The sequence below is a fragment of the Streptomyces sp. NPDC048392 genome (assembly GCF_043200575.1).
GTDB lineage: Bacteria > Actinomycetota > Actinomycetes > Streptomycetales > Streptomycetaceae > Streptomyces.
Window position 1 is genome coordinate 104,207 of sequence record NZ_JBICYB010000014.1, and the last position, 13,019, is coordinate 117,225.

General features: G+C 69.6%; 11 protein-coding genes. 4 read left to right on the forward strand and 7 right to left on the reverse strand.

Annotated elements, in window-relative coordinates; translation table 11 throughout:
* Positions 1 to 50 precede the first annotated feature (50 nt).
* Positions 51 to 902, forward strand: a complete 852-nt coding sequence (locus tag ACGFYH_RS20380; RefSeq protein ID WP_393804535.1) for an oxidoreductase — start codon at positions 51 to 53, stop codon at positions 900 to 902.
* A gap of 41 nt (positions 903 to 943) precedes the next feature.
* On the opposite strand, the gene ACGFYH_RS20385 is transcribed toward ACGFYH_RS20380, so the two are convergent.
* The gene (locus tag ACGFYH_RS20385) at positions 944 to 1,597 is read right to left on the reverse strand and encodes a hypothetical protein (RefSeq protein ID WP_393804536.1); all 654 of its coding nucleotides are present in this window, start codon (positions 1,595 to 1,597) and stop codon (positions 944 to 946) included.
* Positions 1,598 to 2,603: 1,006 nt separating this feature from the next.
* Between ACGFYH_RS20385 and ACGFYH_RS20390 the strand changes: the two genes are divergently transcribed.
* The 3 genes from ACGFYH_RS20390 (at position 2,604) to ACGFYH_RS20400 (ending at position 6,724) form a co-directional block, all read left to right on the forward strand.
* The gene (locus tag ACGFYH_RS20390) at positions 2,604 to 5,234 is read left to right on the forward strand and encodes a hypothetical protein (RefSeq protein WP_393804537.1); all 2,631 of its coding nucleotides are present in this window, start codon (positions 2,604 to 2,606) and stop codon (positions 5,232 to 5,234) included.
* Complete coding sequence (locus ACGFYH_RS20395; RefSeq protein ID WP_393804538.1) at positions 5,231 to 6,043, forward strand: DUF721 domain-containing protein; 813 nt, start codon at positions 5,231 to 5,233, stop codon at positions 6,041 to 6,043. The genes ACGFYH_RS20390 and ACGFYH_RS20395 overlap by 4 nt, the downstream gene beginning before the upstream one ends.
* A 192-nt stretch (positions 6,044 to 6,235) precedes the next feature.
* Positions 6,236 to 6,724, forward strand: coding sequence for a hypothetical protein (locus tag ACGFYH_RS20400; protein WP_393804539.1), 489 nt, complete (start codon positions 6,236 to 6,238; stop codon positions 6,722 to 6,724).
* An 8-nt stretch (positions 6,725 to 6,732) separates the two neighbouring features.
* On the opposite strand, the gene ACGFYH_RS20405 is transcribed toward ACGFYH_RS20400, so the two are convergent.
* From ACGFYH_RS20405 to ACGFYH_RS20430, 6 genes are all read right to left on the reverse strand, one after another.
* Positions 6,733 to 7,458, reverse strand: coding sequence for a GNAT family N-acetyltransferase (locus ACGFYH_RS20405; protein WP_393804540.1), 726 nt, complete (start codon positions 7,456 to 7,458; stop codon positions 6,733 to 6,735).
* 127 nt (positions 7,459 to 7,585) lie between these two features.
* Positions 7,586 to 10,354 (reverse strand): trypsin-like peptidase domain-containing protein, encoded by a 2,769-nt coding sequence (locus tag ACGFYH_RS20410; RefSeq protein WP_393804541.1) that lies wholly within the window; start codon positions 10,352 to 10,354, stop codon positions 7,586 to 7,588.
* Positions 10,355 to 10,375: 21 nt separating this feature from the next.
* Positions 10,376 to 10,711: a trypco2 family protein gene (locus tag ACGFYH_RS20415; protein WP_393804542.1), complete on the reverse strand. Its 336-nt coding sequence runs from the start codon at positions 10,709 to 10,711 to the stop codon at positions 10,376 to 10,378.
* A gap of 200 nt (positions 10,712 to 10,911) precedes the next feature.
* The gene (locus tag ACGFYH_RS20420; protein ID WP_393804543.1) at positions 10,912 to 11,358 is read right to left on the reverse strand and encodes a hypothetical protein; all 447 of its coding nucleotides are present in this window, start codon (positions 11,356 to 11,358) and stop codon (positions 10,912 to 10,914) included.
* A gap of 107 nt (positions 11,359 to 11,465) precedes the next feature.
* Positions 11,466 to 12,074 (reverse strand): hypothetical protein, encoded by a 609-nt coding sequence (locus ACGFYH_RS20425; protein ID WP_393804544.1) that lies wholly within the window; start codon positions 12,072 to 12,074, stop codon positions 11,466 to 11,468.
* A 37-nt stretch (positions 12,075 to 12,111) separates the two neighbouring features.
* On the reverse strand, positions 12,112 to 12,834 hold the full coding sequence (locus ACGFYH_RS20430; RefSeq protein WP_393804545.1) for a hypothetical protein: 723 nt from the start codon (positions 12,832 to 12,834) through the stop codon (positions 12,112 to 12,114).
* Positions 12,835 to 13,019: the final 185 nt, after the last annotated feature.

The following is a 13,019-nucleotide window of genomic DNA, read 5'->3' on the forward strand; positions in this document are numbered from 1 at the left end:
CAGACGTCCTCGTGGTCGGCGCCGGCCCGGCAGGGATGGCGGCCGCGGTCATGGCAGCCAGCCTCAACCTGCGGACCATGGTCGTCGAGGCCAGCTCGGGCGGCGGCAAGCTGCACCGGATCGGCGCCCTGGAGAACGTCCCCGGCAACTGGTCGACCGGCCCCCAACTCGCCGAGGCCCTGGCCGCGGACCTTGCACGCCTGGAGAAAGCCGGGCGATGCACAGTGGTCCAGGCCCTCGCCTCGAAGGTGAGCGGGCACGAAGACCGTGCCGAACTCGCCCTCGGCGACGGACGTGTCCTCACCGCGGAGTTCATCGTCGTCGCCACAGGCGTGACCGACCTGGCCCCGGCAGACGCAGGGTGGATTACCGCTTCCGCCGAGTTCTCCGCTCCACCGCTCTGGCGCGCCACTCCGCAGGATCTCACCGCGCGAACCTACGTCCTCGGCGCTGATCGTCCGCTCGGAACCTGGCTGCGAGCGCACCCGGATGTGACGACGACACTGCACGTGCTGTGCCCACCGGCCGACGCATACAAGGCGGCCGAAGTCGAGGCCGACGGCCGCATACGGATCGTGCCCATCTCACACGCCGCGATTACCAAGCCCACGTACGGAGGCGGCTGGACGGTCGAGGTGGAAGGCAGCGATGGGACCAAGACCACCTACGCCGCCACGTCAGTGCTCAACAACCTCGGCAACAAACCGGCAGCTGTGGCTGGGCTCGTGTCCGGAGATGACGGCTACTGCCCGCCCAACAAGCAGCACCGGCGCATCCGGATCGCCGGCGACCTCCGGTCTGCGCGCTACCAGCGCATCACCACCGCACAGGGATCGGGCGCCGAGGCCGTGCTCGCCTACTACTACGACATCACGCTGTCGCACGCAGGTGGGATTCGATGACCCTCCCGAAGTGCTGGGCACCACGATCCCGCCATCAGCGGTCAGTTCGCCCCAGCGGCGAACGGAGCCACCAGGTGCGCCTGCACGCGTTCGCGCAGTTCAGGCTCCTGCCCGGCGGTACCGAGTGGGCGAAGGGCGTCCAGAGCAGCGTGGAGCGTGGCCGAGTCACGGCTCCAACGTTTCGGAGCAACCAGCTTGAGCCGCGGCGCCTCGGACGGGGCCATAACCTGACTCATACAGTCGATCGCCGGCACCAACCCGAGGTTGTGGGTGAAGAGCAAAACGGGCTTACTCGCGATGAGCGAGCGGAGCTCAAGGCGCGCTACGGGGCCGAGGACGTGCACGCGGCTGCCGAGACGTTTGGCCCGGCCGATGACGACGAGGCCGTCGAGCTGGCCGGCAAGCGTGTCCCAGTCGTAGGAGTCATCCTCGAACGCCGTGCGGTAGTGGAGAAGTTCAACGCCGTCCGGCAGGTCCTCGGTGATGCGCTCCAGCAAGCGCGGCCAGTTCGAGTCATTGACCGTCTTGGGGCCGGCACTGACATAAACGCGGACCGGAGTGCCAGGACAGCGCTCCGCAGCGATGCGGTTCATGGCCGCAACGAAGCGGCGCTGCTGCGCAGGGTGAGCGAAGGTCTCCACGTCAAGAGGATCGTCCTGCCGGGGCTTCTTCGTCGCATGCATACCGTTCATCATGCCCGCACGATGCCACTGGTGTGGAGCGGGGCAGGTCATCGGCTGGTTCTGGCGCTCCGTCAGGAGACGCAATCCTATTGGCGACACGAGCGGTACCGGGGTGTCGCCGTGGGATCTCAGAGGGGTACCGTGTCGGTGCATAAGATCGTGAACATGGTTAAGCCCCGCGAGGCTGCACTCCGGGGCCCGGCCGCAGACCTATCCAGGGAAGGTCTCGACATGGAGCAGGGTACCCGTACCCTCCGACAGACACACTCCAAGGCACCCGCCGTGGCAGCGATGACGCGTACGTCGCTCCGGCAGGGTGCCTTCTCTGTCTTCCCGCGCCTGTCCGGCTGCGGGTGCACCTCCGCCCCGGAAGGGGGCGAGATGTCGTAGTCGTCTGTGGCGGCGCCCGTTAAACGGGTCTTCGAGCCGCCGGGACGCCCGGCCACCCAGGTGATTTGCGGTCACCTCGGCTACGGCGTCCCATCTGCCACCGGGCGGGCTAGCGGGCCCTCCCGAAGGTTCTGCTCTTCCGGTTAGCGGCCGGTCGAACAGTTCGATCTTGGTTCTAGCCGAACCAGCGCCAAAGGCGCCTTTTTCATGCCCTCCTCCCTGAAGAAGAGAGCACGACTATGTTGCAGCATCGCGCTGCCCTTTGTCAGCCCATCCATGCCCGGTTGGCGCATTTTGCGCCGTCTTTCGCATCACAGTTTCCCCATCGCCCGCGCACTTCGCCATGCGAGCGCACTGGGACGCCGTCTTGTGCGCGGTTTCCCTCGGGTGCCCAGGTGAGGACCGTAACCGTCTCCGTCGGACAGCAGCCCTCAAGGGGTTACTGGGTGCATCCGGTTGCGGAGACTGCCAGTCCGATTGTGGAGCGTGGTTCAGAGCATCTGCTCGCGCTCGACGGGGCTGAAGATGCTGGCTTGAGGATCGGCGTGCGGACCTTGCTGGACAGCTCAGGTCTTGAGGGGGTGGCGCCCCCGGTGCGTCTGGCCATGCGTGTTGTGGAGGCCGGGGTATGAGCAGCATTGCGGCGTCGGCCGCGGTGCCGCCGGCATTCATCAACTCTTCCGTGGTCGACGCTCCGGAGGTTCCCGCGCGGCCGGATGGGCTGCGGTCGCTGCCGGGCGGGGGCCAGCCGGGTGATGGCGGCTTGGACGACGCGCTGCGCCTCGGTCGCAAAATGCGGCTTCGACTGCTGGCCGCGATCCGGGCGCTACTGGCGGACCCGTCGATCGCCGGGTTGAAGGATGCGCCGAAGCTGGCGGCGGTGGTGCTGTACGCGAAGTCGCGGGCGCCGCAGGGCCGCGAGGACGACAACCAGTCGTCGATCTGGGGGGCGGAGCTCGGCCGGTGGCTGGGTGTGAAGGAGTCCACGGTCCACCACAAGGTGCTGCCCCCGATGCGCGGCTCGGACGCGCTGCACACCCAGGTGGTGACGGACGCGAAGGGGCACCCGACCGGGTTGGACTGCCTGGTCATGCCACTGTGGACCGCCCGCAAGAGCGGCGGGGCCGCGCACCCGCTGGCCTTGTCAAAGGTGGAGCTGGCGACGCTGTTGCGCCTGATCGAGGCGCTGTTCGGGCCGGGCTGGTCGCCAAAGGACAAGGAGCCGACGCCGCCGGGGCTGCTGGCCGGCCGCACGGGCAAGGGTGCGGCGACCGACCGGCTCGGGCTGCTGCTGATGGTGCTGAACACGCGGGCGTCGGGCTGGCTGCAGCTGTGCGGCGGCTCGGTGAAGAAGCGGGAGGGGCGCGGGGCGGCCACGCTGGCGCGGCTGCTGGGCTGCTCGCCGTCAGGGGCGAGGAAGGTCCTGGCGCGGCTGGCGGAGGCCGGGGTCGTCTCCCGGGGGCGCAAAGCGACGGCGACGCGGATGAACGGCCGTGGCCGAGTCATGCTGCTGCCGATCGCCCGTGCGTACGGCCGTGTCATGGCCCCTGTGGAGGGTGTTCAGGGCTCCGAGACCGTGTTTTCGGAGCGTCCCGATGGTGCATTCAGAGATCTTGTTCCGGGCGAGGGTGCCGGTGCCCTTGGTACATCTGGGATCGGCGGTGCTGAGGAGACCGGGAAGGCGGCAGATCAGGAGCGTCCCGATGGTGCAGAGCTCCACACAGGCCACGCTTCTGGGGTTACTCCGGTAGTTCCTCTGCAGCTCTCTGGTGGTTTTTCCGGCGAAGGCCGTGGGGGTGAAGGCCGTCGGCCGGAGCGCGCGTGCATGCGTGAGGACCAGGCCGTCGGCAGCGACGTCGCCGCTGCCGAGCCTGCGTCGCCTGTGGCGGAGCTCGGCCCGCTCCGCGGGGAAAAGCCTGGCAAGTCCGCGGTCGATGAGCAGGGTGGGCAGCGTGCTGCTGGGACCCAGGCCGGTGGCTGGCCGAAGGCCGTGGCAGGTGGAAAGACGCGGCAGCAGGGGAGGGTGGACCTTCCCGAGGATCTTGGTCTGCGGGTGGCTCTGGGGCCGGTCGCGTGGCTGTGGGCGGGGCTGAACCGCTGGCAGCAGGACCAGGTCGTGGCGGTCGCGAATGCGGAGCTGGAGCGGCTGAAGGACCTGCTGATGCAGCCGGAGGGCGCGCCGCGGCTGCTGGCCGACCGGCTCACCGACCGGCTTGAGGAGACCGGGGGCGAGGCCCGGGTCAGCAGCCCGTTCGGCTGGATCACCCGGCGGGGCCTGGTGCAGCGGCCGGCCTGCTCGGACGTGCGCTGCGACGACGGGATCCGGCTGGACACCGGCGGCGACTGCGCCAGCTGCGGCAACGTAATCCACATCCGCCGTGCCCGCCGGGTGCGGATCGCGGCCGACATCGACCGGGAGCTGCCCGGCATCGGTGAGGCGGAGCGCCGCCAGGTCCTCGAGGAGCGTCTGCGCGAGTACGCCGCAGCGGAGGCAGAGGACTTCGTGGCGCGCCGTGAGCAGGCCCGAGCGGCGCAGGCCCGGCGCGATGAGGCCCGTACGGCTGCCCGGGAGCGGGGGGAGCGCGAGCGCCAGGAGGCGGCGGCCGCCGAAGCGGTGCGGCAGGCGCTGGCGTGCGCGGACTGCGGGCAGCGGCGGTCGGCTGGGCTGTGCGAGGCGTGCGGGTTGCGGCGTCGGACCGAGGCGGCGATCGGGGAGGCCGGTCTGGTCGCGGCGACCTGGGCGGCCGACCTGGACGACGCCGCCGACGTTGCTGCGGTGGCCGCGCATGTCCGGGCGACGCTGGAGGCCGACATCGAGGCCGCCCTGGAGCAGTTCCTGGAGCTGATGGAGCCGGGTGAGCTGGAGGCGGACCCGGTCGCGGCGGCGTCCGTGCTGGCCTTCAACGCCCTCCAGGTGGTGCAGCAGGCCCTGCCGGAGTACCGCAGCAGCGCGCTCGGGCGGCTGGGCCGTACTCCCGAGGCTGAGGCGGAAGCCCGCCGCGCGTACAGGACCGAGCAGAATCGCAGGTGGTTCCGTGCGAACCCGAACGGTGCGGACGCGGTCGCCGCCGCGACAACGGCAGCCGACACGGCCCGGCAACGCACTGCCGAGTACCTGCTCACGGCGCGGCTGGAGCAGCTGCGCGAGCGGGTGGCTGAGCGCACCGAGACGGCTGCGCCCGCGCCGTGGTCGGCCCGGCTGACCGAGTTGGCCGCGCGGGCGCTGGACGGTGAGATGGCCGGGGTGGTGATCGCGTGACCGGAGAGGTGAGCGGGGTCGATCTCGCGCGCCAGGCCCTGGCCGCGGCCCGCGAGGCGGCGAAGAAGAACGGCGGCAGCACCCAGAAGACGACGCCGAAGCGGTCCCGGACCCAGGCGGTGCGGCGCGACGGCCGCGAGCCGCTCGGGCTCGGCACCGCGATCACCATGATGATGACCGAGCGCGGCATGGTCGCCCCGGCCGCCGGCGGCAGCGTCCTCGCCGACTTCGGTGACATCCTCGCCGCGGCCGCGCCCGAACTCGCCGGTCACGTCCAGGCCGTGGGGTTCGACGCGGACACCGGCCGCCTGGACGTCGCCCCCGACGCCCCCGCGTACGGCACGAAGCTCCGCTGGAGTGCGCCGAAGCTGATCGCGGCGGTCAACACGAAGGTGCCGGACGCGAACGTGCGCACCCTCAACGTCCTGGCGCCCACCAGCAAGGCCGGCCCCGCCACGGCGGCCGCCGACCCGGACCCGCGCCCGGCCGAGCCCGCCGGACCGGTGCACACCCGGGAGACCGCCTCGGACGGCTACCACCAGGCGCTCGCCGCACACCAGGAAGCCCGGCCCGAGCGACGTGTCGACCCGGCCATCGCAGAAGCCATCGAGTCACAAACCCGCGCCCTCCGCGAAAAGAGCCGACGCGCGTTCCCCGACCCGGACCCGGCCGAGATCACCCAGGCCGAGCGCCGCCGCGAAGCCAAGATTAGGGACGCCCAGGTACTCCGTCGCGCCCGCGCCGAGCGTGCCCAACGAGCCGAGCCGACGCCCAGCGCTCAGGCACCTCCTGGCCGTCGTACGGCGTGAACGCGCAGGCCAGTGCTGGTAGGGCAGGGGGCTTGAGGGCGACCTGCTGAGCTCGGTGGCCGACATGGTGGTCTCCGTGAACACCTCCGTGATCCCGGTACGGTAATTCCGGCTTCGGATCACAACCTGCTGGCCTGTGTTCTGTCGGAGGCGAAACGTTGCCGCTTTCGCGGCCACAAAGGAGGAACCCGGGTGGGACGTCAGAAGGCGCGCAGGAACAAGCGTTCACGCAACGAGATGTCCTCAGAGCAGGTCATCGAGCTCTACATGAGTGCCGTCCAGCAGGCGGTGCTGGTCAGCAATCAGATCGAGCGGTTGCAGGCCGACTCGGTTATGGCCATCGTCGACCAGCTCACCCCGTACAGCAACGGGGGACTGGCGGTGTACGGCGGCTTTATCGACCGCGAGAGGCTCTCCCGCATCGCCGCGGAGTACGGCACGGGGTACGCCAGGTTCGTCCTGCTCGCAGCCCTGTTCTTCACTCACGATCGCGGTGGTTTTACCGCCCAGGTCAGGGCGATTCACGACATCGCCGGAAGTCCCCGCCATGCCGGCGAACCCCCGCAGCTCTCGTCCGACTTGGACAAGCTGGTGGACAGCACAAGGGGCCCCGAGGGCGCTGGCCTTGCCGAGGTGTTCATTCCACAGGTCGGTGCTGCTTTCCGCGTAGGAAACGACTGACGCGTCACTCAGTGGCGCGGGCGCCAGCGGGTGAATGTGCACTGGTCGGCTCCTGCGCCGAGGCGGAAGGGCAGGGCTATGCGGTCGAGGGGGAACGTCTCGCCGGGGGCGTGGACGGTGTAGCCGCAGCGGGTGTAGAAGGTGCCAAGGTCCCGGTGGGCCTCGTACGAGCCGTACAGCAGGGAGTAGCCGAGCTGCTGGTGGACTTGCCAGGTCCGTTTGAGTAGGGCGGTGGCGATGCCCTGGCCACGGGCGTTCTCGGTAACTGCCAGGCCATGGATCTTGGCGATGAATAGGCTCAGGGCCAGGGCCTTTTCGGCGGTGTAGCCGTTGTTCATGGCCATGTCGATGACGGTTCCGGGGGCGGTGGCGGACAGTACGCCGACGGTCTGGTCCTGCTCGTCAACGGCGACCAGCGTCAGGCAGACGGTGGTCATGGCCTCGTTCCTGGGCTGGGACGTGAAGGCGTGGGAGGCGGCTTCGTGGTACGCCTTCGGGCTAGCCAGTCCGGCGAGCATCGTGGAGGCTGCGGAGCCGTCCTCGATGGCGGTGCGCAGGACGGGGATGATCCTGACTCCGTCGCCGGTGGTGGCCATCAAGGCGTCGGCGGCGTCGATGTCCTGGCCCTGGGCCAGACGGATGCGGGTCCCGGCCGGGCCCTGCCAGCCTGCGCGGACGCGGTCGGCGGACAGGGGCGGTGCCTGCTTTGTCTTCTTGGCCGGGCGCTTACCCATGAACGCATCCCCCTGATTGGTGTGCCGTCAACGGCCGTGATCTCACCGGCCCTTGGGTTGATCTTGTCCCGGCGGGCGTGCGGCATAGCGCTGATTATCGGCCGAACGATCGGCGGGAGTTGTGGTGCTACGTGTCGTCGGTGAACCGGATCTGGCCGAACCAGGCCCGGAAGGCGTATGTGAGGGCGACCATGCCGGGCGAGAAGGCGCCGGCCCACACCAGAGCCATCAGGACCGGGTTGACGTCCACCTCGTGCAGGTCGCTGAACATCATCCCCATGCCCACGGCCATGAAGAGGAACAGGGGCGGGGCAAGGAGGGTGGCGAAGGCGGCGGGTAACTGCCGGTGGCCGTAGAAGGAGCCGATGAACAGGTGGGCGCAGATGATCAGGGGTGGCAGGAACCAGAAGGACGGATCGCTGGAGTAGTCGGAGAAGTAGGCGACGCTGCCGGTCACGAAGGCCACGAAGGCCAAGTGCATGACAGCAGCGGCCGTAAGGGCACCGCGTGCAGTGCGGCTCTTGATCGTGTGAACGACAACGGTGGGCCGGGGCTTGGGAACCTCGGTCTCGGCCGGACCATCGGGTATGTCGGCAGAGCAGTCCCCGTCCACGGCTTCCCGGGTTTCCTCCTCGCTGGCCTCGTCGTACGGATCCCAGTCCGGCTCCTCTTCACCCAGGTCGTCGTCCTCGTCCTCCAGGTCGTCGTCGACTTCCGGCGCCTCTTCGGGTCCGTCCTGTGGCGGCTGCTGCTCTGAGGCGTTGAAGTAGTCGCCCAGGCCGGTTTCGACATGGGTGAGGGATGTGCTGACCAGGTTGTTGGCCCAGGTGTAGAGGTCGGGGTCGGCGTCCGGCTGCTGGGCCCGCTCGTCGAGGGCGTCCTGCAGACCGTGCAGCCAGTTGCGGGCAGTGTCGGTGTCGAGTTCGGCGGCGACAGTTCTGGCCGCGAGGGGCAGGAGCTTGCCGGGTGCGGCGGCGACCGCGCGGGCCGCGCCGACGGCGAGTACGGGCTGAGTGGAGGTGGCGCGGGCGACGACGGTCAGGGCACGGTGCTGTTGGTGTTCTTCGAGGTAGGGGTGGGGCAGCAGGCGTTCGATGAACTGTCCGCCGCTGTTGTCCTCGACGTCGGCGACGAGGGCCGCGCCGAGGAGGTCGGGGCCCATGGAGCCCCAATGGGCTCCGTCGCCGGAGGGGTAGGCGGCGGTGAGGATGTCCTCGTACGCGGCCAGCAGACGCCGGTCGTTGGGTGCGGCGTCGGGAAAGCCGGCGTGGTGGACGTCGAAGCCAGCGGTGACCGCGGCCTGCGCGTTGTGGAGTTTCGTGGCGCCGGTGACGGTCTGGACGGCGACGAGGGTGCGCATCAGCTTCTCGTCGAAGTGCTCGCCGCGTGCTTCGACGATCCGTTTCCAGTAGCTGACCTCGTGGGCGATCAGGACGTCCATGGGGTTGTCGTAGCGGGCGAAGTCGTCGTTGAGGGAGGCGAGGACGTCGGCGAGGGCGGCCATGTGCAGGGAGATCACCGTGTCGTCGGCCGGTTTGACGGCCGCAGTGAACATGGGGCCGGTGCTGGTGTCCGGGGTGTCCGGGAGCAGGGGAGAGGTGGCCCAGTCGTCGCCGAGGCCGGCACTTCGCAGCGTGTGGATCCGTTCGGCGAAGGCGTGCTTGGCGGTGTCGAAGGCGTGCTCGGTGGTGGTCTCGGCGAGCGCGTCGGCCGGGTCGACGTCGACGGTGGCGCCGGTGCTCATCACGGCTTTGCCCTGGCGGGCGCGGCGCAGGGAGGGCCACCAGTTGTCGCGGCCGCGGGCCAGAAGAAGGACCCGTACGGGCTGGCTGGTATGGCGGGCGGCGAGGACGTCGAGGACCTGGTCGACCTGGTCGCGGCGGGTCTCCGCGTAGTCGACGGCGAGGAGCAGCGGGTATTTGCTGGTGGCGAGCATCCGGTAGTGGGGTGGCTGCTGGAGGGGGTTGTCGGCGAGGAAGCCGCCGGTCCATCCGCGGGCCGTGGGGCTGCCGGGACGGGGCTGCCCCAGGCGGTGTATCAGTTCGGTGATCAGCCGGGTCTTGCCGATGCCGGCGATCCCGGTGACGGCGGTGACGTCGGTGGGGCGGCTCGTACGGCACCAGGCTTCGAGGGCGTCGAGCTGCGCCGTCATGCCGCTCAGCGGTACGACGGCGGAGCGCGCGTCGAGCAGGTAGGAGGTGGACAGCCGGGGGTCGGGAACGTCGTCGAGCAGGAGTCTCAGGTCGGCCGGCTGCAGCTGCGGGGTCATGCCGGTCACCGCGGTGACCGTGTCGGTGAACCCGGGGGAGGCGAACAGGCGGGCGGCGGGCATCAGGTGGAGCAGGCCGCCGTGCCGGAAGTCGGAGGCGAACGTGGCCACCCCGACGAGCCGCTCGTTGCAGAAGGCTCCGGCGCCGGACATGCCCTGCCACAACTCAGCTGATTCCAAGGACGTGCTGGTCAGCTCGAAACCGTAGTAGCCGCGCCGGGAGGAGGTGGCCGGCTTGATGTTCCCGTCGACCGCCAGGAGCTCGTCCACGAACACGTCCGGGATAGTGGGGTGCGGCCTGCGCAGGGCCCGGGGGAAGCCGGTCATGGAGCACACCGGCCGCACATCCGGATAGTCGCAGGTCAACTCGCCCCAGCGGACGACGGGGAGGCCGGCCCCGAGCACGGTGCGGTCCGTCTGCAGCAGGACAGCGTCCAGGTCCGCGTCCGCCCACGCGATCGTGGCTTCGGCTGCCCAGCCGCTTTTGTCCCGGACCGTGACGGGCTCACGGTCCCCGCCCGGACAGGCGACGTGGTAAGCGGTCAGGACCAGCCCCGGCGCGACCAGGACGCCCGAACCGAACATCGGGACACGGGGGTTGACGACTTCGACGGTTCGTACTTCCACCAGACTGCCCCTGCTCCGGGACTACATGCCGGCCGGGGGAGCGGGCACCGGGCCGAGGCCGCGGCCCGCGTCGCCGATGAGTACGTCCCGGCCTGCCGGGCCCGTCTCGACCTGGAGGGTGACGGTCATCCGGTGCGTCGCGGTACTCGCGCGTTCCCCGCGGGCATCTGCGGAGACGACGAACGCCTTCACCCCGCCGCCGGCCGAGGCGCTCTGCCGCAGTTCGATGCCAAGATCCAGCACGATGTCCTTGACGGTGAACCGGATCGGGGAGCCGTCCCCGTCCTGCTGCGCCGCGGCCAGTCCGGCGCGAACCGCCTTGATGGCATCCGACAGCTCGGTGGGCTGTAACTCCATGCGTCCCCCCTGATCACTACGCCTGCGGCCAGTGTGACGGGCGGTTCTCGGTCACGGAAGACGGTTTGTCGCCGAAGATCACCACGCTGAACAGCAGGCCGACGCGGATCAGGACTCTGACGCGGGTTGGCGAGGGTCATGGACGGCCCCGCCCGTGAGGTGAACCCCGGGGCGGGGCTGTCGGTGTTCGGGGCGGGCGCCTACCGCATCGCGGCGTAATCCTGCGGTGCCTTGCTGAGGATCTCGACCATCTGGGCTTCGGTCAGTTTCCGGTAGGCCGGCGCGGAGGAGTTCGCGATCTTCCGGAACAGGATGTCGGCGGGGATCGGCGGCAGGCCGGCGAAGAGAGGGTGGTGTTCTGCCCCGGCGCCTTCGCTGAATTCGCGGTGCAGCAGCCACACCGCCTCGGCGAACATGGGGTAGTTCGTCTCGTGCTTGCTCCACAGGCACCGCAGTGCGTCGCCGCCGAAGTCCCGGTTGATGAATCCCCAGACGTACGCCATCTCGGCCGTCTTGTCCGGGTGCTTGTCGTCGTTCAGGTACCGGACCCACTCGTTCAGGATGTCCCAGCGCAGCGCGCTGACGATCACCCCGGTCGGTGCCTCGCTCGGGCGTAAGTCGGTGGCGAACTCATCGTCGAAGGTCATCTGGTGACGGTAGCGAGAAGCACCGCCGCCCCGCCATGGCGCCCGCTCGCCACCACGATCTGCCGTATGCGCCTGGGCAGGACTCGATCTCGCAGAGGTGTGGTCACTTATGGCGTGACGGCGGACGCTGTGAGCACGGTGCCGTCGTCCCAGAGCACCGAGCCGCGCGCGACGAAGTCGTCCTTGCGCGCGTGGCGGTACTGCAGAGGTCCGGTGGCGTCGAAGAGCGCGGTAAGGGCGTCGTCCAGGGACCCCTTGGATGTCAGGACGACGTGTACGCAGGGAGTGCCGTTCTCGTCGTACACGTGGACGCTCTCGGCCCACTGTGTCCAGCCCTGCAGTGCCCACGGGATGAGGGCGCGTACCCGGTCGCCGAGTTCGGAGGCCGGCTGGGTGCACGGTTTCTCCAGAGGCCGGTCGGAGTAGAGGTGGCTGCCGTAGACCCGCATGCCGTTCCATGTTCCGTGCACGTGGGCGTGGCCCAGGGACCCGGTACGGTCATGGACGATCGGCGCGTTGAGGGCTGCGCCGATCCGGTCCAGGGGCCCCACCTCGTCGGTGTAGGGGAGCCCGGTTTTGACCAGCAGGCGGACTCCCTCCGGCTGGGTGGTGTGGAGCCCGGTGTCTAATCCGGCGACGGCTCCGAGGTGATCCAAGAGGCTGGCCGCTGCGTCGAGCAGTTCGGGGAGCTGGTGCACGTGCGGCTTGTCGTTCACAGTTTGTTCTCCTCTTCGGTGTGCAGGGCGCTGGCGGTCAGAACCAGTGGGGGCGGTAGGCGCCGCCGATGCGGGTGGGGCAGTCATCGCCGGGCCGCAGTGGCAGCTGACCTGCCTTGTACGCTGCGTCGATCTCCCCAGGTTGCAGCTCCCGCTCGCCGACGGCGCCGAACTGCCACAGTCGCGGCTCGACTTCGTGCCAGCTTTCCGGGGCGATCTTGTAGACGCGCCGGACGGTGCCGTCGACAGCAATGACCGCGTACCTCGCCTCGGCGCGGACCTGCTTGCCGACGGGCCAGATGCCCCGGTCGCTGTCGTACTGTTCGGTGCCGCCGACCTCTCCGACCCGGCCGCGGGGGTCGTCGGCGTACTCGCGCACCCGATCGCGGCGGGAGATCACCACGGCGACGTTCTCGCCCTGCCGGACGTGCCCCCACCTCTTGGTGACGGCCTGGCGCGTGACGCCCAAGGCATCGGCGACTTCGTCGACGTCTGCCCCGTGGTCCAGGGCGGACAGTGCGTCCTGCTCCGTCAGCAGGTCGACGTGCCCGGCAAGGTGCTTGAGGATCCTGAGCCGGGCCAGCCGGACGACCTGCGTGCGCTCGTCGCCGTGATCGGGGTCGTACGGGGTGAGTGGCGGCTCCGTCTCGCCGAGTCCTGCGAGGGTACGGGCCCAGGACCATGTCAGTTCGTCGACTGCCAGATTTAGGCGGCCTCGGTCTTCGCCGTCCATCGGGCGGCGCTTCACCTCTTCACTCATGGGGCAACCCTAGTAATCCCCTCGCTTGATCGCAATGGGGTTACTAGGGTTGCCTCTCCTCATTCTGTCAACCGAGCGAGATCAGAAAGTGGCGGCCCTCACCGGCGGGAAGCCGCTCAACTATCGGACGCGGGGGCGACGCAGTACCCGTGCATGCCCGCCGGGAGTGAAACGTCCGCGAGGAA